Annotated in this window: 18 protein-coding genes; 9 read left to right on the forward strand and 9 right to left on the reverse strand. The window is 42.8% G+C overall.

What is annotated here, in order from left to right; all coding sequences use genetic code 11:
* Window positions 1-68 precede the first annotated feature (68 nt).
* The 5 genes from NI467_RS09140 (at window position 69) to NI467_RS09160 (ending at window position 7,187) form a co-directional block, all read left to right on the forward strand.
* The gene (locus NI467_RS09140) at window positions 69-1,076 is read left to right on the forward strand and encodes an AraC family transcriptional regulator (protein WP_253152442.1); all 1,008 of its coding nucleotides are present in this window, start codon (window positions 69-71) and stop codon (window positions 1,074-1,076) included.
* 84 nt (window positions 1,077-1,160) lie between these two features.
* Window positions 1,161-2,312, forward strand: a complete 1,152-nt coding sequence (zapE, locus tag NI467_RS09145; RefSeq protein WP_151205116.1) for a cell division protein ZapE — start codon at window positions 1,161-1,163, stop codon at window positions 2,310-2,312.
* A gap of 368 nt (window positions 2,313-2,680) precedes the next feature.
* Window positions 2,681-4,846, forward strand: coding sequence for a malate synthase G (locus NI467_RS09150; RefSeq protein ID WP_253152443.1), 2,166 nt, complete (start codon window positions 2,681-2,683; stop codon window positions 4,844-4,846).
* Window positions 4,847-4,995: 149 nt separating this feature from the next.
* Complete coding sequence (locus NI467_RS09155; protein ID WP_253152448.1) at window positions 4,996-6,441, forward strand: aldehyde dehydrogenase family protein; 1,446 nt, start codon at window positions 4,996-4,998, stop codon at window positions 6,439-6,441.
* 83 nt (window positions 6,442-6,524) lie between these two features.
* Window positions 6,525-7,187, forward strand: a complete 663-nt coding sequence (locus tag NI467_RS09160; RefSeq protein ID WP_253152450.1) for an SOS response-associated peptidase family protein — start codon at window positions 6,525-6,527, stop codon at window positions 7,185-7,187.
* A gap of 76 nt (window positions 7,188-7,263) precedes the next feature.
* On the opposite strand, the gene NI467_RS09165 is transcribed toward NI467_RS09160, so the two are convergent.
* Window positions 7,264-7,728, reverse strand: coding sequence for a MarR family winged helix-turn-helix transcriptional regulator (locus NI467_RS09165; RefSeq protein WP_151205119.1), 465 nt, complete (start codon window positions 7,726-7,728; stop codon window positions 7,264-7,266).
* 784 nt (window positions 7,729-8,512) lie between these two features.
* Here NI467_RS09165 and NI467_RS09170 point away from each other — a divergent pair.
* Window positions 8,513-10,039: a TerC family protein gene (locus NI467_RS09170; protein ID WP_151205120.1), complete on the forward strand. Its 1,527-nt coding sequence runs from the start codon at window positions 8,513-8,515 to the stop codon at window positions 10,037-10,039.
* 283 nt (window positions 10,040-10,322) lie between these two features.
* Here the strand turns inward: NI467_RS09170 and thiM are convergent, their stop codons facing one another.
* Window positions 10,323-11,156 carry a hydroxyethylthiazole kinase gene (gene thiM, locus NI467_RS09175; protein ID WP_253152452.1) on the reverse strand — a complete coding sequence of 278 codons (834 nt, stop codon included), beginning with the start codon at window positions 11,154-11,156 and terminating at the stop codon, window positions 10,323-10,325.
* A 41-nt stretch (window positions 11,157-11,197) separates the two neighbouring features.
* On the reverse strand, window positions 11,198-12,358 hold the full coding sequence (locus NI467_RS09180; protein WP_253152454.1) for a hypothetical protein: 1,161 nt from the start codon (window positions 12,356-12,358) through the stop codon (window positions 11,198-11,200).
* Window positions 12,359-12,776: 418 nt separating this feature from the next.
* Here NI467_RS09180 and pepN point away from each other — a divergent pair, with 418 nt between their 5' ends.
* Both pepN and NI467_RS09190 read left to right on the forward strand, forming a co-directional pair.
* The gene (gene pepN / locus NI467_RS09185) at window positions 12,777-15,386 is read left to right on the forward strand and encodes an aminopeptidase N (RefSeq protein ID WP_253152456.1); all 2,610 of its coding nucleotides are present in this window, start codon (window positions 12,777-12,779) and stop codon (window positions 15,384-15,386) included.
* A gap of 204 nt (window positions 15,387-15,590) precedes the next feature.
* Window positions 15,591-15,800 carry a hypothetical protein gene (locus NI467_RS09190; protein ID WP_253152458.1) on the forward strand — a complete coding sequence of 70 codons (210 nt, stop codon included), beginning with the start codon at window positions 15,591-15,593 and terminating at the stop codon, window positions 15,798-15,800.
* A gap of 46 nt (window positions 15,801-15,846) precedes the next feature.
* Here NI467_RS09190 and NI467_RS09195 read toward each other — a convergent pair whose 3' ends face one another.
* Together NI467_RS09195 and NI467_RS09200 are read right to left on the reverse strand one after the other, a co-directional pair.
* Entirely contained in the window at window positions 15,847-16,293 is a 447-nt protein-coding gene (locus tag NI467_RS09195) for a universal stress protein (protein ID WP_151203263.1), read from the reverse strand.
* Between the two features lie 154 nt (window positions 16,294-16,447).
* The gene (locus tag NI467_RS09200; protein WP_151203262.1) at window positions 16,448-16,891 is read right to left on the reverse strand and encodes a universal stress protein; all 444 of its coding nucleotides are present in this window, start codon (window positions 16,889-16,891) and stop codon (window positions 16,448-16,450) included.
* A 262-nt stretch (window positions 16,892-17,153) separates the two neighbouring features.
* On the opposite strand from NI467_RS09200, the gene NI467_RS09205 reads away from it, so the two are divergent.
* On the forward strand, window positions 17,154-18,152 hold the full coding sequence (locus tag NI467_RS09205; protein WP_374982205.1) for an alpha/beta hydrolase: 999 nt from the start codon (window positions 17,154-17,156) through the stop codon (window positions 18,150-18,152).
* Between the two features lie 92 nt (window positions 18,153-18,244).
* Here the strand turns inward: NI467_RS09205 and NI467_RS09210 are convergent, their stop codons facing one another.
* From NI467_RS09210 to NI467_RS09225, 4 genes are all read right to left on the reverse strand, one after another.
* Window positions 18,245-19,420 (reverse strand): benzoate/H(+) symporter BenE family transporter, encoded by a 1,176-nt coding sequence (locus NI467_RS09210; protein ID WP_253152469.1) that lies wholly within the window; start codon window positions 19,418-19,420, stop codon window positions 18,245-18,247.
* 117 nt (window positions 19,421-19,537) lie between these two features.
* Window positions 19,538-20,197 (reverse strand): leucine efflux protein LeuE, encoded by a 660-nt coding sequence (gene leuE / locus NI467_RS09215; RefSeq protein WP_253152471.1) that lies wholly within the window; start codon window positions 20,195-20,197, stop codon window positions 19,538-19,540.
* A 71-nt stretch (window positions 20,198-20,268) separates the two neighbouring features.
* A complete protein-coding gene (tal, locus tag NI467_RS09220) occupies window positions 20,269-21,246 on the reverse strand; it encodes a transaldolase (protein ID WP_253152473.1) in 978 nt (325 codons plus the stop codon).
* A gap of 86 nt (window positions 21,247-21,332) precedes the next feature.
* Window positions 21,333-22,226, reverse strand: a complete 894-nt coding sequence (locus tag NI467_RS09225) for a LysR family transcriptional regulator (protein WP_151206826.1) — start codon at window positions 22,224-22,226, stop codon at window positions 21,333-21,335.
* Window positions 22,227-22,324: the final 98 nt, after the last annotated feature.

The following is a 22,324-nucleotide window of genomic DNA, read 5'->3' on the forward strand; positions in this document are numbered from 1 at the left end:
TATTCGGCAATTTGCAACTGTGCCTTAATATAGTAAAAAATAAAAGACGTTCTGAATTTGAAAAACTTATGAAAAGATCAATTCTGGGTTTACTGTATATAATTCAGGGAATGCGCAAGGCAGGCGTAGATGTGGATGAGCGTTTGCAGGGTATTGGTATACATGCAGATGCTCTTGATCCTGCAGCTGTGATTCATCCTGAGCTTGAAAAAGATGTGTTCAGGGTGATTGGTGAATCTGTTGCAGCAGAGGCAGGCCTGGAAATTGGACAACATTATGCACTTGCTGGCTATGGACCTTTGCTGATGTTGCTGGTGACCAGTGATAATATCGCTACGGTGCTTAAAAAAGGCATTGAATATCAGGGTTTGACACATCTGACAGGACATTTAAGCCTGAAGCGTTCAGCGCATGCGGTGGCGTTGTGTTATCAGCCTGAAGATTTACTGACCCCCCTGGGTCAACTTCGTGCCCAATGTGAAATTTCAGGAACTTATAAGTTTATTCAGGATATTTACAGAATGATGGGATTGGCCAGGCCTGATCTAAAGGTCGAGCTGCCATTTGCCCAGCCGGAAGATCCTGATATCCAGAAAATGTACCGTGACTATTATGGTCCGCAGCTTCAGTATTCGAGTACAAGTGCTGCATTCTGGTTTGATGAAGCGGTATTGGATATCAGGATTCCTTCAGAGGATGCAGTGACTTTTGCACTCTATGAAGCTAAATGTCTGGCCGAAGTGCAGCGTTTGCATGAAGATGAAAATACACCGACTGTGGTACAGCGGGTACAAGATTATCTGGAGTTGCAAAACGGGATGATGCCGACAATGGCAGAAACTGCACAAGCCCTGAGTATTCCGGAGCGCACCTTGCGCCATCAGTTACAGCAAGTGGGGACCAGTTATAAGCAGATTCGAGAAGAGATTATTAAATACAAAGCTTTGCGGTTGATTGAGTATAAACAGTATTCCATTGAAATGATTGCAGAGCTCTTGGGCTATTCTGAGCCGGCGGCTTTTAATCATGCGTTTAAGCGTTGGTTTGGGCAAAGTCCGCGACAATATGTAAAATAGCCTAAGTTTGTTTATGCCAAAGTGTTATAGCGTGATCATTGAACTTCGCTATAATTAAATTGATCCTAAATAGTACGAAATTTTATGTCCGATTTTAATTCTCAGCACAGTACCGCTTTTAATCCGATTTCTCCTGCAGAACGTTATGCGCAGGCTTTATCTTCAGGGCAGTTTATGCCGGATGATGCACAGGCCATGGCAGTACATGAATTGAACCGTGTCTGGCTGGAATTGATACAGCGTTTTAAGGCGTCTAAAAAAGCCTTCCGCCGTTTTCGTCGCCAAACTGCGCCCAAAGGGGTATATATGTGGGGCGGTGTCGGACGTGGAAAAACCTGGTTGATGGATCAGTTTTATGAGTCGATTCCATTTCGCCGCAAAACCCGCATGCACTTTCATCATTTCATGCAATATGTACATCGTGAATTAAACAAATTATCGGGCCAGCGTAATCCATTAGATTCCGTGGCCGATCAAATTTATAAAGAAGCGGTCATTATCTGTTTTGATGAGTTTTTTGTATCCAACGTTACGGATGCCATGATTCTGAGCGATTTGTTTCAGAAACTCTTTGAGCGTGGGATTACCTTGGTGGCAACTTCCAATATTGCACCGGATGGTCTATATAAAAACGGTATTCACCGTGATCGCTTTTTGCCTACGATTGAATTGGTCAAGAAAAATTGTGTGATTCTAAATGTCGATGCAGGCGTGGATTACCGTCTGCGTGTGCTAAAGCAGGCACAGCTGTTTAAATATCCATTAACGCATGAAAATAAAAACTGGATGGCTCAACGCTTTAAGGCCTTGACCCAGACCCAGGTTCAATCTCAGGAACCGATTATTATCAATAATCGTATCGTAGAAACAGTGGCACATACTGAAGACGTATTATGGTGTGAATTTTCAGAGTTGTGTCTAAAACCGCGCAGTCCTGCTGACTTTATTGAAATCTCCAATATTTATAATACTGTGCTGGTCAGTAATGTGCCGCATTTAACCGATTTCCTGAACGACGGAACCCGCCGTTTTATTTATCTGGTCGATGAATTTTATGACCGTGGAGTCAAATTGCTGCTCACCTCGGAGGATAATATCATTGATATTTACCAAGGTGAGAAGCTGGCCTTTGAAATTGAACGGACCCGTTCACGTCTGCTAGAGATGCAGTCGGATGAATATCTGTGCTCAGAGCATCGCCAGATTGAAAAAATTGCCTCAAGTGAGCCTGAATAAAAGTCAAAAGTGCTGGTCTTCAACCGGCACTTTTTTTATCAGCATAAAATCTGAAAGAGTCGACAACCGCGATTAAACATGGCTTAATCTTGATCTAAATATGACCTTGTATAAAAAGAACGGACAACTTTTATTCAAAAATCTGAACTTAAGTCTAATGTCTCCATTTCAAAAACTTTATACACTGTCATTAGGGTATTTAGCAGAATGATAGATCCACGAATTAAATACGATCTTATATGAATATGATGAGGGTATTCATATTGGAAAAATGCTCGGTATTTAGCAATGTGATAATACTATTCAGCTAGATTTTAATCGGTATACTAGAATCTCTTGTATAAAAAGTAGCAATATCAGGAAAGACAATGACTGCACGTATTCAAAAAGGCAAGTTAGCGATTGCTAAAGAACTTTACGATTTTATCGAAAATGAAGCACTACCAGGTTCTGGTTTGGACAGTGAAACCTACTGGAAAAACTTTGAACAAGTCGTTGTTGATCTTAGCCCTAAAAACAAAGCACTTTTGGCTAAGCGTGATGAGATTCAGGCTAAAATTGATGAATGGCATCGCAATAACACATTTGAATTACAAGCTTACAAAGCTTTCTTGACTGAAATTGGCTACTTGCTACCAGAAGTAGAAGATTTCCGCATCAGCACTGAGAACGTAGACGAAGAGATTGCAGTACTGGCAGGCCCGCAGCTGGTGGTTCCAGTACGTAATGCACGTTACTGCCTGAACGCAGCCAATGCGCGCTGGGGTTCATTATATGATGCACTCTATGGCTTCGACGTCATCTCTGAAGAAGATGGAGCTGAAAAAGGTAAAGGCTATAACCCTAAACGTGGTGAGAAGGTTATTACATTCGCGAAAAACTTCCTGAATGAAACTTTCCCGCTGGCGCAAGGCTCACATGCAGAGGCTACGCAATATGCGGTTGAGGGCGACAAGCTGGTTGTTAGTTTAAAAGATGGTTCAACGACCACTCTTGCAAATGCAGCACAATTTGTTGGCTTTAATGGCGAAGCAGCGTCACCATCTGAAATCGTATTAAAAAATAATGGCCTGCACGCAATTATCCAGATTGATGCAGATAGCCAGATTGGTCAGGCAGATGCAGCCGGCGTAAAAGACATCGTTCTTGAAGCTGCGGTAACGACTATTCAGGATTTAGAAGATTCTATCGCGGCCGTAGATGCAGAAGAGAAAGTTGAAGGCTACCGTAACTGGTTAGGCCTGATGAAAGGTACGCTGGAAGAGTCTATCGAGAAAAATGGCAAGACCATTACTCGTAAACTGAATGCTGACCGTACATTCAAAAACCTGGAAGGCGGCGAGACCAAGCTTCATGGCCGTTCATTAATGTTACTTCGTAACGTAGGTCATCTAATGACTAACCCGGCGATCCTGGTCGATGGCGCTGAAATTTACGAAGGCATCATGGATGCGTTAATTACGCCATTGCTGTCTTTTGCAGACATCAAAGGTGAAAACACGATCAAGAACTCACGTAAAGGTTCTATGTACATTGTGAAGCCAAAAATGCATGGTCCTGAAGAGGTTGCATTTGCGGTTGAGCTGTTTGAGCGCGCTGAACAGGCACTCGGTCTTCCTGCAAAAACCCTGAAAATCGGTATTATGGATGAAGAGCGTCGTACATCTGTCAACCTGAAAAACTGTATTGCGCAAGCTAAAGATCGCACGATCTTCATTAATACAGGTTTCATGGACCGTACCGGTGATGAAATTCATACCTTTATGGAAGCGGGTCCATTCGTTCGTAAGGGTGAAGTGAAAGGTCAAATCTGGTTCCCAGCGTACGAAAATCGTAACGTGATGGTGGGTCTGCAAACCGGTTTACGTGGTAAAGCACAAATTGGTAAAGGCATGTGGCCAAAACCGGACATGCTGCTAGACATGTACAAAACCAAGAGTGAGCATCCAGAAGCAGGTGCAAGCTGTGCATGGGTTCCGTCTCCTACTGGTGCAGTAATTCACGCAATTCACTATCATCAAATCAATGTGGCAGACCGCCAGCAGGAATTACTGTCAACTGAAGCATTGCCACTCGATGACTTGTTAACCCCACCTCTTGCGACTGACACTAACTGGTCTGAAGAAGAGAAGCTAAAAGAACTGGAAAATAACTGTCAGGGTATCTTGGGTTATGTGGTTCGTTGGGTTGATCTGGGTGTGGGCTGTTCTAAAGTGCCAGACATTAATAATGTGGGCTTGATGGAAGACCGTGCAACTTTACGTATTTCTTCCCAGCACGTAGCGAACTGGTTACGTCACGGTATCGTAACGCGTGAGCAGGTTGAAGATGTGATGCAGCGCATGGCAAAAATTGTGGATGAGCAAAATGCCAATGATCCATTGTATACGCCAATGTCAGCCGACTTTGCAAACAATATTGCGTTCCAGGCAGCTTCTGACTTGATCTTTAAAGGAGGCGAACAGCCTTCAGGTTATACAGAGCCGCTATTACACGCAGCACGTTTGAAACTTAAAGGTTATACAGGTGATTAATTCCTGTTAATTTAAAAAAGCCTCTTCGGGGGCTTTTTTTATGCCTGAGCGGAATGGGAGAACGCTAACCTAGCCAAAAGGAAATGAACTGGCAAAGCCAAACTGTTCTGATAAAGTAAGTAGAGAGATCAAAAACAATAGGTAACAGAATGGTACATTATACAGCTCTGGATCAGCAGTTTATTGCAGGAAAATGGCAGCCAGGCCGCTCACAAAAAATTATTCAAAACCTTAATCCTTATACTCAGGATCTTATTTTTAATTTACAGGCAGCCAGTACGGCAGATGTGGAGGCTGCCTATGCTGCTGCAATTAAGGCTTTTCAGGAAGCTGCGCTGAAATCAGTGCAATTGCGTCAGGATGTTTTGCATAAATTGCACCAAATTATTCAGTTACGCCGTGAAGAAATCATTGACTGGCTGATTGTTGAATCCGGGAGTACCCGTCTAAAAGCGGGTCTTGAAGTCGAAGCGGCTTTGGGCATTATTAAAGAAAGCCAAAGTTTTCCAGATCAGTTGCAGACTGAAGAGTTGCAAAGCCAGGATCCGCAACGTAAAAGCTGGGTATTGCGCAAGCCTTTGGGGGTCATTGGGGTAATTAGTCCCTGGAATTTTCCATTTCATTTATCTATGCGTTCTGTCGCAACAGCAATTGCCTGTGGTAATACTGTGGTGCTCAAACCGGCAAGTGATACGCCAGTGACAGGTGGAACATTACTCGGAAAATTATTTGAAGAAGCGGGTGTTCCTGCAGGAGTACTGAATATTATTGCGGGTGCAGGCAGCGAAATTGGTGATTATTTTGTTGAGCATTCGGTGCCTAAAATGATTTCTTTTACTGGCTCTACCGAAGTCGGACAAAATGTAGGCGCCAAGGCTTTAGCCAGTAGCAGAATAAAACGGATAGCGCTTGAATTGGGCGGAAATGCTCCTTTGGTGATTCTGGACGATGCTGACGTGGATCTGGCGGTTGAGTTAACCGTAATGGGACGCTTTATTCATCAAGGGCAAATCTGCATGAGCACCAATCGTGTCATTGTAGATGCTTCGCTTCATGATGTATATGTAGAAAAACTGCTTGAGCGGATCAAAACTATTCCTGTCGGGGATCCTAATCTGCCTGAAACTCTGATCGGGCCGATTATTAACCAGAGTCAAGTCAAGAAACATCAGCACTTGATTCAAAGAGGCAAAGAACAGGGCGCCCAGCTGGTTTATGAAGGGGGAATTGAGGGGAATCTGGTTTATCCACATGTTTTTACTCAAGTCGCACCTGAAACGGAACTGGCACAAGAGGAAAGTTTTGGACCTATTTTACCGATCCTGAAAGCCCGTAATGAAGCTCATGCTTTAGAACTGGCGAATGATACCCGTTTTGGCCTGTCTAGTGCGGTATGTACCTCGAATATGGAACGCGGTCTGGACTTTGTGGCACAGTTGGATATTGGTATGAGCCATATCAATGGAATAACGGTGGCTGACCAGCCAAATGCTCCTTTCGGTGGTGAGAAAAACTCTGGCTTGGGGCGGTTTAATGGACGCTGGATTTTTGAGGAATTTACCCGTACCCAGTGGGTTACACTACCTAATGCATGATACGAAGCTGTATAAAATCACTACAGGTGTTTAGGCAGAACATGGCTTATAATTAGCAAGAGAGAAATTACGTTCAGTGAGCCATGTGCGCCAATTTTAAGCCGTTAACTGTAGAACAATTACATGATTTGGGATTGCCGGAAATTCCTTTTGAATATGTTGAGGAAGTGTATCCAAATTATGCTGTGCCTTTATTATTTAATTCTGGCCAGGCTTTAGAATGGCGTTCAGTAAATTTTGGTTTAATTCCCAAATGGGCAGAAGATAAAACAATTGGGCTGAAAACCTACAATGCAAGAAATGAAACCTTATTACAAAAACCGACTTTTGCCGAGGCAACAGCAAAGTGCAAATTTGGGGTGATTCCAGTATCAGAGTTTTATGAGTCAAAATACTTTGATCATAAACCGCAGCGTTGGGGAGTAAGGCGTAAAGATGGCAAAGCGACCTTTATTGCAGCGCTGTATGAAATTGCACGCATACAGAATGAAGTGGTGCGCTCTGCCACCATGCTTACCATGGATGCAATCGACCATCCCATGATGAAAGACTTTCATGAGCCGGGCAATATTAAACGCTCCGTGATTGTGATTCCACATGAGCGTTTGGAGGAGTGGTTAAGCTTGAAGCATGCTGATATACGCAGCTTTGTAGAAGGCTTTCCAGTCGAAGAATTTGAATGCTCACATGTGCCAAAAGAAAGAATCAAGAAAGACAGTTTGCAACTGAACTTTTTTGATTCTTGAAATTCTAGCAACTCATGACGGATCGTGCATTATTATAGTTATTGATTTCGCCCACTAGACAAGAAAGAACAACACTTTAACGAGCCAAATTTTTAAAAATATGACGTAAGCTTTCTATGGTCTTTTCAATTTGCAGTGGAGTAAGCCCATCAAAAGACTGTTCAAGTACCACATTGGTCAGGTCGTTAATCTTGTGAGTCATTTGCATCCCTTTTTCTGTGAGTACGACACGTGTGATACGCGCATCATCTTCACAAGAATAAGTTTCTACTAAACCTTCATCTTTGAGTCGATAAACGATCTTGGTGGTGGTCGACATTTTCGATACCACCATTTCAGAGAGATCGGACACGCTGGCATGGGGTTTGGACTTTAGAGCCAGAAGAATACGGCGACGCGAGTTATCTACCCCATATTTTTTCAGCGCGTGGTCTACATTTAATACATATTGCGCATGCACTTGAGTCACCCAGTAATAAGGAAAATTTTCCAGGTTAAAGTCGTCGGCACAAGGTAGAAATTTTGCATATTTTTTAGTCATAAAGTGTTCCTTTTATTTATTGTTTTAAAGCATTAACATTTTATGAAAAAGTTTATATGTGTTTCAACCTTTATTTAGAAAATGTTAATTGTTTGGCATTTTTTAAGAGCTTCTTAATATAAAAACCAAACTATTTATAAATTGCTTTAATCCCAAGAATTCAGGGCGGTTCTGATGGTTAATCAATTAAAAGTGTAATCACAGACCAAACGACATCAGATTTTTCACTGATTAGCCCCCAAAAAATTAGACGTTATCTTAATCAATAATATGTGCAAATTTCAAGCTTTTTGATATAAGAAAAATATATTAAATCAGCATTCTAGCCTGTATATAAAGCCTCTATTCTTTAAAAAAAATAATGTTATTCATGTAAATAGGAATGGAAGTATGACTTTGTCGGATTTTTTTCTTTGCTGAATAGATTGAACTGATGAGTCAATAATTTTTTACGGGCATAGAAAAATCCGTTCTTAACAAGATCTTTTATCGAACACACCCGATCAGTTTGGTACTTTATTCAATAGATAAAAGCTTTTAAAAGAATTTGTAATAAGTTATTTAGAAAATAAATTTGTCGGTTAAAAAACAGCTTAAAGGGGGCTGGAGGAGAAAATTTCTGGTAAATCTCGTGTAAATTTTGTGTAAATTAATTGGTCATAGAATTCTGATTTTATGCATAATGTGGGAATCTAAGTTAAAAAGGTTAAAATTGAATGGATCCTTCGCCGTGTGCTCATCTTCCATCTTGTTCTCTGAATGACTCAAATGGGGTGGGTGTCTAATGGAGTTTTTATTAGATCCCGGAATTTGGGTAGGTTTAATAACACTTGTTATTCTTGAAATAGTTTTAGGTATTGATAACCTGGTCTTTGTTGCGATTCTGGCGGAAAAATTACCTCCTGAGCAGCGAGACAAGGCACGTGTGATAGGCCTGTCTCTGGCCTTGTTTATGCGTTTGGGGCTGTTATTTGCAATTTCATGGCTGGTCACCCTGACCCGGCCATTAATTCAAATATCTGATTTAACATTTTCTGGACGTGATCTGATTTTACTTTTCGGTGGTTTATTCCTGGTCTATAAAGCTGTGGGGGAACTGCATGAAAAAGTTGAAGGAAAGCCTGAGCTTAAAGTTACAACAAATGTAGCCTACGCAAGTTTTAGTGCTGTTGTGGTTCAGATTGTGATTCTTGATGCTGTATTCTCTCTGGACTCGGTGATTACTGCCATCGGCATGGTTGATAACATCTACATCATGATGGCCGCGATGGTGATTGCGATGGGCGTCATGCTATTTGCATCTAAGCCATTAACTACTTTCGTGAACCAGCATCCGACTGTGGTTATTCTGTGTCTCAGCTTCCTGCTATTAATTGGAATCAGCTTGATTGCCGAAGGTTTTGGTTTCCATATTCCGAAAGGTTATATCTATTCTGGTATTGGCGTGGCAATTGCTATTGAAGCATTCAATCAGTTTAGCCAGCGTAATGTTGCTAAACATGAAGCTAAAATTCCCTTACGTCACCGTACTGCAGACTCTATTCTCAAGTTGATGGGCGGGCGTATTGAGACTGCGGGAACTGAAAAAAATGAGGCACAAGAAGCCTTTGCAGATGAAGAACGCTATATGATTGGAGGTGTTTTAACACTTGCCGAGCGTTCTGTGGCCTCAATTATGACACCGCGCAACCAGATTTCCTGGGTCAACCTGGATGACAGTCCTGAAGAAATCCGGGAAAAAATTCTGTCGGTGCCACATAGTCTCTTTCCTGTATGCCGTGGTGGGCTGGATAAAGTCCTGAGCGTAGTACGCGCCAAAGAGCTGTTAGATGTTCTGGATGAGCCGGAGGAGTTCAAAGCCTTAATCAAGCGTCATCGTCCGATCTATATTTTTGAACGCATGAAAGTGATTGATGCAATCAATACCTTACGTGCCTCGAAAGGCTCTCTGGTACTGGTCAGTGATGAATTTGGACATGTACAGGGGTTGATTTCACCGCTGGATGTCTTTGAGGCAATTGCTGGTGAATTTCCGGATGCTGATGAGCAGCTGGATCTGGTCAAAATTGATGAGAATCACTGGAAAGCTTCAGGCATGCTGGATCTTTATCAGCTTGAACTTGAGCTGGGCCTGATGGATCTGATTGAGGAGGATTCAGGCTATATCAGTGTTGCAGGTCTGATTCTGGACAAGACCCATACTGCGGTTGAAGTAGGGACGGAATTGAACTATCAGGGTATTCAGTTCAAGGTGACTGACGTTGAAAATAACCGGATTAAGACGGTGAGTATTCATTACCCGGTTGGATAGGCTGCTAAATAGCTACTATTATCAATAAGTCAAACCAGCCAGTTGTCGTCATGACAGCTGGTTTTTTTATATCCAGGTATTTAAAGAAGACTGTCCTATCAGGAAAGATAAACTGGAGTATGGGTTTAAAAGATAGATAATCCTTATTTCAGTATTTTACAGAATCCACTTAGAACTATTTGGCCTGAATTGGCCATTAAGTTTTAGGGATTGCTTGATAGGAAGTGACTTGCTATACAGCATGAACTTGCCTGAGAGCAGGTAACCTCTTGGCTAATCTGGTTTAAGGGTGCAAAATTTTAAAATTGGCCTGCTGGCTGATGCTATCGATATTAAGCTGATGAATTTCATCCAGAAAAGCGACATTGAAGTGCCCGAGCTGCCGGGATGTTTGAAAAGCCCGTTGACCTGCAATCGAAAAATGTACATGGGCAGCCAAGGCAGCAATCACCGGCGCCGCCACGGCGCTATATGCGGCAATCAAGGCACCCAGCGCACATCCTGTCGCCGTCACGCGGGGTTGCAAGTATGAGCCACCAAGTACCTGAAGCACCGGATAGTCTCTGGAAATGATGTAATCTGACTCACCTGAAATCGCGATACATGGGGTTTGTTCAAGCAGACATTCGGCTTGTAAATAAACCTCGGCACTATCTACGGTGCTGCCTACGCCTTTGGATTCAGTCTTCTTGCCAGCCATGCTGCCAATTTCTGAAGCATTGCCGCGTAGAATCGTCGGCTGATCGTTGATAAGCTGATCCACGACTGCTGAACGCCAGTGTAATACTGATCCATAACCGACCGGGTCCAGTACCCAGGGTTTGCCTAAGCTATGGGCTGTACGCGCAGCGATTTGCATGGCCTCGACCTGTTCGGTGGTCGGTGTCCCCAGATTCAGACTAAGTGCAGCTGCAATGTTGATAAAACTTTCAGCCTCATAGGGATTGTCAATCATGGCCGGTGAAGCATTTGCTGCGAGCAGGACGTTAGCCACATAATTGCTGGCCACCGCATTGGTCATAATATGAACCAGAGGCTGCTCTTGCTGAAGTTGATGCCAGGCTTCACAGATCTGCTCAAGAAGCATGTGCTCTAAGTGGGATGAAGACGTATTCATAATGATCAATTCTAAAAATAGAAAACTGTGGAGGAAGCCGGTCAGCGCGTAAAATAGTGATCCTGATGCTTGCAATTACGGCAGAACAAGCTGACATAGTCACTGGCATCATAGTCAACAGACAGTTCTTGTGAGCCACAGTGCATACAGCGTTTTTGCGAGTAAAATTTTAGCCGCGGTTCGATTTTATGCCATGAGCGCCAGATCGGCTGAAAAAAGATATTTTCATCATAACCCAGCAGACGATAAAACAGGATGCCGCTCATCTTGCTTAAAGGAAGCTGAGTGGGACGTGGCAAGGTAAAGGTTTCCCATTTCTCATTGAGAGCGCGTTCGCGGTATTGCTGCAAGGTTTTCTTTAACAGATTGGTATTGATGAAATTTTCATTACGTGGTTGTAGGGCTTTTTGCTTATAGAGATATTCCAGCGCATTCTGAACCAGATAATAAATCTGCCCAACGGCCAGTACATCCAGCAAGCGATAACAGAAGGCTTGAAAGCTTTTGTTTCCTGCAATCTGGATACCCCAAGTCCGACAATAGAACTGGGCAAACTGAATAATTTCCTGATACAGTAAAGTATACAGGGCATCTTTGACTTCATCTGAACTTTTAAAAGGTACGCCTTTGCTCAGGTTTTCATAAAACCAGGCGCGCAGTTGCTGGGCAATACTAAACAGGCTGGGTTCAGAATAACCGTCCAGACGGACATTGATATAATAGTGCTGGTTTTCCGAAGCAATATCTTTAGGAATTAAAATCTGGTCTCTCAGCAGATTTTTGATCAGCCCTTGCTGGAACAAATAGTTAGGGCTAATCATGTGATATTTGATCTGTTGCCAGTCAATATACTCGTGATGATGAATATGTTCCTGAACCTGATCATCCAAAATAGCCAGCAAGAACAGCTTATGCAGGAAACTGAGCTGAGTCAGTTCATATTCACGTTGATCCTGTTTCTTGTGATGCTGATGATTTTCCTGTAGTCGGGTTTCTTTGAGCAGCCGTTTACGCTGTGCTAGACAATGCTCACAATAACAGTTGTGCTTTTGCTCAGGATAAAGCTGATGCTGGCAATGACTGCATTCATGAAAGTTAATATCCTGATCATATTGTTCCGCTTCAATCCAATACATGGACGCCCTGCAAAGCGGGCATTGTGTACTTTCATCAAGCTGTTTTTGCAGAACATTAAAGACCATAAGGCATATATAAACTCAAAAAGGAAAGATGATTATACACAGCTGGCAAGAGGATGACAGGGCCGATCAGTGCAGTCTGAACACAACAGGAAGCGCTGGGACAAAAGAGCTCAATGGGAAAAGATAAAGCGCTAAGCTTTGATGAGCTTCAATGTCACCCTGATTCAGATTTCAGCTCAGCATTCACTTATCTTGATTTTCAAAGCATCGGCTTATAAAAATATCAAATCTTCTCCTCATTTGGCAGGGAGACTTTTTCGTGGGATACAATTGCTCTCTGATTATACAAAATGCATTGAAAGTGCTGCCCTAAGCGCCCATATTAGAGTTAGGAAAAGAAAAGCACCCACAGTGTTTATCATTTGACAGATGCTTTTGACATCGAATATGTCAGAACGATAAAAGATTAGGACAGGATATGAATATTGCGGCGAATCCGGTGATCGAAGCTGATCAAACCATTTATTTAAAAGACTATCAAAAACCTGTTTTCGTGGTTGATTCGATTGATCTGAATATTCAGGTTTATGAGGATCATACTCTGGTGAGTAGCAAACTGGTTATGCAACGTCGGACTGAGGGTCCTCTGGTTTTGCTGGGCCGTGACCTGGAGCTACAATCGATCAGGTTAAATGGTCAGCAGTTGACTGAAAAGGATTATCAGCTCGACAGTGAACAACTGGTAATTACTCAGGCGCCTGATCAGGCCGTGATTGAAACAGTTGTGAAAATTCATCCTGAAACCAATACCATGCTGGAAGGTCTGTATCAGGCCAGTTCGGATCTGTTTGTTACCCAAAATGAACCAGAAGGTTTTCGCAAGATCAGTTTCTATCCTGACCGTCCGGATGTATTGTCAGTATTTACGACGCGTGTCGAAGCAGATAAAAAATATCCTGTGCTATTGGCGAATGGTAACCTGCTGGAAACCGGTGAAGCCGGCGAGGGCCGGCATTATGCCATTTGGGAAGACCCCACCAAGAAGCCGAGCTATTTATTTGCCTGCGTGATTGGTGATCTGGCCGTCATGAAAGACTCCTATGTCACTTCGGAAGGCCGAAATGTGGCGCTGGAAATTTATGCTGAAGAAAAAGATATTCCAAAATGCAAGATTGCCATGGAAGCGCTTAAACATTCTATGCGTTGGGATGAAGAGCATTATGGCCTGCCATATGACCTCGATAATTATATGATTGTGGCGACCAGTGCCTTTAATATGGGCGCTATGGAAAACAAAGGTCTGAATATCTTTAATACCTCATGTGTACTGGCCGATGAGGAATATACGACTGATGCCGCGATCATGCGGGTACAATCTGTCATTGCCCATGAATATTTCCATAACTGGACCGGCAACCGGATTACCTGTCGTGACTGGTTCCAGCTGTGTTTAAAAGAAGGTTTAACGGTGTTTCGTGACCAGTCTTTCTCGGAAGATTTGCAGTCTGCTGCTGTGCAGCGGATTGATGATGTGGCCGTTCTTAAAGCCCATCAGTTCCCGGAAGATTCAGGCCCTTTATCACATCCGCCGCGCCCGGATCATTTTGTCGAAATCAATAACTTCTATACCGCAACTGTGTATGAAAAAGGCGCGGAAATTAACCGCATGATGGCAACCCTGCTGGGTAAGGAAAAATTCCGTCAGGGCACAGATGAGTATTTCCGCCGTCATGATGGTCAGGCCGTTACCGTAGAGGATTGGATTGCGGCTTTAACGGCAGGTTCTGGTGTTGATCTTTCTAACTTCCTGACTTGGTATAACCAGCCAGGTACACCAAAACTGGTCGTAGAAGGACACTATGATGCGGCATCGCAAACCTATCGCCTGAGCTTAAAACAAAGCCTGAAAGTGCATCCGAAATATCCGAATCTGAAAGCCGTGCCAATTCCAGTGGCTCTGGCCCTGTTTGATGCAGCAAGCGGCGAACAACTGGTCCTGAATTCTGAAGCCTTGTTTGAAAATTCGGTCAAAGACGGGGTATACCTGTTTGATCAGAATGAGGCAACGATCGAATTTAACGGTGTAAGCAGTAAACCCGTGGTGTCTTTACTGCGTAATTTCTCTGCACCGGTGGATCTGGAATTTAACTATTCAGATGAGGAGCTGGCGTTCTTGCTGCAATATGAAACCAATGGTTTTAACCAGTGGCAGGCGGCACAAACCCTGTTAGAACGTATTTTACTGGACAATCATCCTTCAGATACTTATATCGAAACCATGCTGAAGACACTGCCTGAGGTTATCCAGAAAGATCCATTACTGGCATCACGCCTGTTTGATGTGCCATCTGAAGGCTATTTAGGCAGCCGTATTGATCAGGATTATAGCCCGGCCACGATTCAGGAACAGCGTGATGCCTTATTGCATACTTTGGCACGTGCGTTTGGTGCGACAGCCAAAGATATCTATCTGAGCCTTGACCCTGATCTGCAAGCTGATTTCTCACAGGCGATGGGTACACGTGCGCTGAAAAATATTCTACTGATGATGATGGCACGTCAGGGAGATGAATCAGCGTTTGAACTGGCAGAGCAGCAATATCAAAATACCCGCAATATGTCTGAGCGCTTAGGGGCATTGCGTGTACTGGTCTGGAATGATGCACCGCAAGCAAAAGCACTGCTCGATGACTTCTATACCCGCTTTAAAAATGAGGCGCTGGCACTCGACCAATGGTTTATGCTGCAAGCAGCTCATCCGCAAGTAACAGCAGAAGAGATTCAGGCGCTAACTGCACATCCGGATTATGACCTGAAGACACCAAACCGTATCCGTGCGGTGAGTGGTGGCTTGAATGCCAACCCGGTCAATAGCTGGAGTTTTGGTGTAGAGCATTATATTGGTCTGGCGAAATATCTGGATGAGAAAAACCCGATTGTGGGTTCACGTTTACTGCAGGCATTATCTCGCTGGTATACGCTGATTGAACCACAGCGTAGCGAAGTCAAAGCCCAACTCGAAGCTTTAAAGCCGGTGGTGAAATCTAAAAACGTTTCAGAAACGTTGAATAGTATGCTGAACGTGTAAAAAGTATGATTAAAAAAGCCGGATCAGATGATCCGGCTTTGTCATTTCTGCTAAAAGGAGGGAAGGCGTATTTGAAAGCAGATTTTGCCTAATTTATCACATACAGGTGTACAGATGGTTTGCAGCAGAGCGTCGCTTGCTTGTTCTGCTAAGCATCGAAATTATGAAAATGTCTTTCAATTAAATGATGAGGGGGGATTCAAGATGTTAGTGAAAATCGAAGATGGTTTTTATCTAAACACTCAACATATTATTGCGCTGCAGGTTAGTAAAAAACCGGTCAATAATCTATTTGAAATTTCTATCCAATATACGCCTTATTCTGTTCATCAGGCGGCTGAACATAAAAAGGTGTTTGCCAGTCAACAGGATGCAGAAAAATTTCTGAATGAATTGAACCAAAAAATGCGTTAAAAGAAAAGCCTGTCGAGTACAGGCTTTTTATTTTAATAGGAGAAATTTACTGCTTTACAATCAGGACCGGAATTTCAGATTGTGCTAGCACATTTTGTGCGACACTGCCGAGCATCAGCTTCTGCAAACCTTTGCGACCATGCGAACCCATAATAATCAGGTCAGTCGGTGAATCTAAAGAAGCCTGCAAGATACCTTCCGAGGGCGCCATGCCATGAATAATTTTAGTAATCACTGGAACGCCGTCACGAATAAAACTTTCCTTTAGTTCAGTTAGACGATCTAAGGCATGTTGCTCTGCCTGTAGAAAATAATCAGTTACTGCCGGCGCGACTTTATAAAAATCGACACCTTTAAATGGATCGACAGCAATAACACTTAATAAGGTAACTTTGCTATGAAAAACCTTTGCCATTTCCAAGGCATGCTCTGCCGCGGCATAGGAAATCGAGGATTCATCGAGTGCGACCAGAAGATTATCGTAATTTTGCATGGTGTTTCCTCATCATTGTTATAACGGTTATGGGCAGTACAAGAGGGACAGATCCAAATTTTATTTGAAGGAATAGAAACTTAGTTTTTAAGGGCAGTCTTTAAAGTTTTTTGCGCATTGTTCAGGTGCGCAAAAAACCAGAAGATTGTTCAGATTATTTTTTTACAACCATGACAGGTACTTGTGTTGCGCCGAGTACATCCTGTGCGAAACTGCCCAGAATCATTTTCTGGAATCCTTTACGGCCATGTGAACCCATGACAATTAAATCAGCTTGAACTTCTTGGGCTGTATTTACAATATGTTCAGCATTCACCAGGCCCGTCACAATGCGCGTATCGGCCTCAACACCTTCTGCTTCTGCAAGAGCAGCCGCCTGTTTTAAAGAGTTTTTAGCATTGGCATGCGCCTGGGCAAAATATTCTTTCATAATTGTAGAGCTATAATAAAAATCTGCCTCAGTAAAAGGATCTTCTGCAATCAGGCTGATCAAGTAAAGTCGGCTGCCAAAAGCTTTGGCAATTTTTGCAGCATGCTGAACAGCAGAAAAAGAAATTTCTGAGCCATCTACTGGAACTAAAATATTTTGATAGGCCATCGTTTTTCTCCGGATGTCATGTGTTTTTTAGGCTTTGATTTATTGATAACACAGTGCTGTAACAGGTGCAATTGCAAAAAGCTGAAAGGGCATAAAAACTCATTTAATTACAAATATATTTCACATAAGCAGTATGAAATTTAAGCGAATAAAATTGAGGAAAATACTCGGATTTTAGTTTTTATGGCCCAGGCCTATCGCCTTCATCATTTAATTTTTATATGCTTCTGCTGGGACTGCTGTTGGTCAGGATTGAAATATTATGGGGGCTATTTTGAGGTATTCAGGAATCTGTCTGGCATTGCTTGAAGGATTGAGCCTGGCAGGCTGTCAAAGCACGGTACAAAATAACCGGATTATTGCAAGCGCCTTTAATTTAACTACCGGCATGCAGCAAAAGTTGATGGACCGTTATGCGCCTGAAACGGTGCGGGTACACTCCAATATTGTCTATGCGACTGAGCAGAATTTAAATCTGGATTTGTATCAACCACAAAATGTTCAGGAGCTTGGCCCTCGACCAACCGTTATCTGGATACATGGAGGCGGCTGGATTTCTGGCTCTAAAGAGCATGCGCGTGGTTATTTCAAACTGCTAGCAGCGCAAGGGTATAATGTGGTCGCTGTACAGTATCAGTTTGCACCCCAAGTGGTTTATCCTGCGCAATTACATCAGATTAATCAGGCGCTCGAATTTATTAAAACACATGCAGAGCGCTATCAGATTGATGCAAGGCAGCTCTATCTGGCTGGAGATTCTGCGGGTGCCAATTTGGCGAGCCATTATGCTGCACTGTTAACTAATCCTGAATTTGCACGGCAGTCTGGTTTTCGTCCGAGTATTCAGCCGGAGCAGCTTAGAGGACTGATTCTGCATTGCGGGATTTATGATCTGGAAAGCTTTATTCATCAGGCACCTGAACTCAAAATCATGGAGTGGGGTGTAGATAATCTGTTACAAGCCTATATTGGGGATCAAAAACAGAATACACAATTTCTTCAACAGATTTCCCCCATTCATCAGCTTTCGACTACGTATCCACCTGTTTTTATTAGTGGGGAAAATAAGGACTTTTTGACCGATACCCAGTCCATTCCCTTTGTACGCGCACTCGAAGCCAAAAATATTCCTGTGATGCCCGTCTTTTATCCAGAATCCAAGGCTTGGCTGATTCATGAATATCAGTTTTTTATGGCCAAGAAAGAAAGCCAGCAGACTTTTTTCAAGACCATTGAGTTTTTACATCAGCATTCCTTGTGAGTTTTGATTCATTTTTATTTGATTTTAGCCTCTTTTTGATTCAGGAAATTTACCTGAATATTGGCTTAAGCCGAATGTGCTTAAGCCAATATTCAGGCTGTTTTCGGTTTGGATTTGAATAACAGATACACCAGGATACCCAGTAACAGTCCCCAGAATGCTGAACCAATACCTAAAAACTGGATATTTGAGGCACTGAATAAAAAAGTCATTAGGGCAGCCTCACGCTCATGACTGTCCTGAAAAGCCAGCGCAATGTTATGACCGATTGTACCAAACAGGGCAATGCCGGCTAATACAGTGATCAGAATACTGGGAAAAGCCATCAACAAATTACTCAGGGTGGCTGCAAAAAGACCCATCAGCATATAACAAAGCCCGCCGCTCATACCGGCAATATAGCGTTTTTGTGGATCTGGATGTGCTTGGACATCCAAACTAACGGCAGCACTAATAGCGGCCAGATTGATACTAAAGCAGCCAAAAGGTGCCAGAATTGCCTGGGTCATACCGGTCCAGCCGAGAATCGGATTCACTTTAGGCGGATAACCATAGCTTTTAATCACGGCCAGGCCAGGCAGGTATTGGGATGCCAGATTAATAACCAGCAAAGGTAAAGCCAAGCCCAAAATAGCAGACAGGCTAAACTCAGGCGTGGTCCAGACCGGTTGGGCGATAGCCCAGCTTAAATCGGGCGGGTGAAATTCAATAAAAAAAGGACATAGAAAGATCGCTGCAAATACTGTGATAACAATACTATAGCGTGTGCTGAGCTTTTTAGAGATAAGATAAATGGCCAGTACACTCAGTACAAATGTCCAGGATTGTTGCAGGCTGCCAAAAACTGAAATTCCGAATTTAAGCAAGACACCCGCTAGCATGGCAGACGTCAAGCTTTGTGGAATAAACTGGAAAATTCGCTCAAAAACTCCAAAAAATCCGAGACACGCCACCAATAGCCCGCAGACCAAAAAGGCGCCTATCGCTTCGGCCAGACTATAATGTCCATTAGAGGCAATAATCAGGGCCAGTCCTGCCGTCGACCAGGCTGTTGAAATGGGGTATTTATACTTCCAGGACAGTAAAAATCCTGAAAGGCCTATCCCAATCCCAAGTGCCCATAACCAGGAGCTGATTTGTGCCGGACTTGCTCCCAGACTTTGAGCGGCTTCAATCACCAGTACTGCAGAGACACTGATGCCAATCATGCAGGTCATAAAACCCGCCATGACGGCCGGCAGGGAGAAATCTTGTAATAGTTTTGACATCGTCCATAATACAATTTTTTAATGCGCCTAAATCATACGCTTTTCATCTATAAACACAATCTATGAGGGAGTTTTTTATCTCATTTCAAACTTGAAAATGATTGCATATAGACAATTTTAGAGGGTTGAAGTTGCCAGTTTAAAACCAAAGCCGCAGAATAATAATCCTACCAGCGCGACTGCAGTAGCCGTCAATTTATAGTTTTCATTGAAATAAGTAGCCAGTTTAATCCCGGAAAAAATCAGGATAGACAAATAGCTCATGCTGATAATTTGCAAAATGAGGGCCAGCAAGATAAAGGTGAGTGCAGGATAAGAATAGGCCGGATCTACGAATTGCACAAAAAATGACAGATAAAACAAAATCGCTTTGGGGTTTAAAATACTGATGGTCAAAGCTGTTCTAAAAGGCCGAATTGCCTCCGGGCTTTTATAGGCTGTTGAATCTATTGAATGGAGTTGAACCGATTTTCGTGGAAAAAAGGTCTTATAAGCCGAAATAATCAGTTTTATACCTAAATAGCTTAAATACAGTGCGCCAACAACCTTTAAGCCGATAAACAAAAGGGGAAAGGCATGTAAAAGTGAGGCAGCTCCCAAGGCTGTACACAGAATCAGGATTGTATCGCCGGTATAGACACCGAGTGCTCCCATATAACCGGTTTTAATACCAAAACGGGAAGCAATTGACATGACATACAGGGAGTTCGGGCCGGGAAGTATCACAATTAAAATTGTTCCGATAATATAGGTTGTCAGATCTGTGATACCAAACACGAAGAGCTCGCAAAAGAAAAAGCCGATGCAGTATTATAACCCCATCGACTTAAAGAGATTTATAAAATTCCTTAGATTTCAGTCGGGCTTAGAAAGGTTTCACGTAATAAGGCAGCCAGTTGTTCACGTGCTTTAATAAAGCCCTGAATTCCGCCTTGCAGCAATTCACTGGCCATTTGATCTTGTTCTAGCTGCTCCTGGAATTCGGCATAGCTGATCGGCTGAAGATCAGCCTGTACAGTAATTGCGGCGGCTGAAAGCTGTGGCTGTACTTCACGGAAGTCATTTTCCAGCTCAGCCAGCAAATTAGGTGCAACTGTCAGTAAATCGCAGCCACTGAGTCCCAACACCTGATCAATACTGCGGAAACTGGCTCCCATGATTTCAGTTTGAATTCTATGGGCTTTATAAAATGTATAAATATTTTTAACCGATAATACGCCCGGATCTTTTTCAATCGGATAGGCATCCACCGCTTCAGCCTTTTTGTACCAGTCCAGAATACGCCCCACGAAAGGAGAAATGAGAGTGACTTTAGCATCTGCACAGGCATGGGCCTGATGCTGGCCGAATAGCAAGGTCAGGTTGGTGTGAATACCTTCTCGTTCCAGTACCTTGGCGGCCTGGATTCCTTCCCAGGTCGAAGCAATCTTAATCAGCAGGCGATCCGAAGAAATACCATATTGCGCATACAGTTCGAGCAATTCTTTGGCTTTTGCAATGGTCGCTTCAGTATCATAAGACAGGGCAGCATCGACTTCAGTCGAGACACGCCCTTCAATGAGCTTTAAAATTTCTACACCAAACTTGACCGTTAAAATGTCAATACTTCGTTCAATCAATGCATCTTCTGAATAGCCTTCCTGCTGTGCCTGCTGAAAAGCAGCTTCGATTAAGCTTTTATTCTCCGCCTGATTGGCTGCAGCAGTAATAAGGGAAGGATTTGTTGTTGCATCTAATGGACGAAATTTTTCAATAGCAGTTAAATCACTGCTGTCAGCAACAATAGTGGTTAAGTTTTTTAATTGGTTTAACGCAGATTGAGTCATTGATATCTAATTCTTGAAGTTATTACTTGTACAATTAGTTATATCACAAAGTCGTTTTAACCCAAGTGAAAATACAGCGGAACACGTCATGAAACTGATGTTTTCCGCTGATTTCTGATGTGATTAATCAAAAAACGAGCAGCAGCGCCAAGTTGATTTTCTCGGCTCCAGACTAAATCTACAAAATATTCAAATTTTGGCGTGAAATCGAGCAGATCCAGTACTTTTAAATGTTTTTTAAGGATTGGGTTTTCATTGAGCATTTCTAAAGGCAGCACACCCCAGCCAAAATTTTGCATGATCAATGCGCAAGCCGAGTGATGATTGTCGGTACGCCAGTATTGTTTTGAATATAATAATTCCGGCTTAATGCTCTTATCCCGACTGGCGACAACAATCTGGCGGCTTTGCAGGATTTGTTCAAAACTGACCTGTGGATATTGGGCTAAATCAAAGGCTTTGTTGGCGACCGGAACTAAAGTTTCTCGTTTTAATTCCACAAATTGTTCACGGTTTTCGAGCTGTTCACGTTCAAACATCAGCGCGAGTTGAGCAGTTTGATTCATCAACATTTTCAAGGCATCTTCTTGGGGGGCTGAGAATACATTAATTTGTAAGCTTGGAAACTCAGCTTCAAGTAAAGCAATATAATCGGTCCACCGGGTATGGAGAAGTTCGGACACTACTACAATATTTAAGGCTGACTCCAAACCTGTGCTTAATGCGTGCGCCTGCTGTTTCCATTGATTTATTTCAATCAGCAGCTGTTCGGTTTTTTCATAGAGTGTAAGTGCTTGGGCGGTAGGTAAAGGCTCGCGACCTTTGCGTAGAAAAAGTGTTAAATTGAGATCAATCTCTAAATTGGCAATAGACATGCTCACTGCCGAGGGTACTTTACCCAGTTTTCTTGCAGCAGCAGAAAACGACCCTGTTTCAATGACGGTTTTAAAAATGATCAATTGTTCTTGATTGATATTCATTGATTTCAACCTTTCAATAATATTGAAAGATTCTAACTCGATTAATCAATATTATGAAAATAGAATACCTGCTATTGTAAATTGGAAGAGTATTGAAA

The sequence above is a fragment of the Acinetobacter sp. S4397-1 genome (genome assembly GCF_024129285.1).
In the GTDB taxonomy this organism is placed as follows: Bacteria; Pseudomonadota; Gammaproteobacteria; order Pseudomonadales; family Moraxellaceae; genus Acinetobacter; species Acinetobacter lwoffii_C.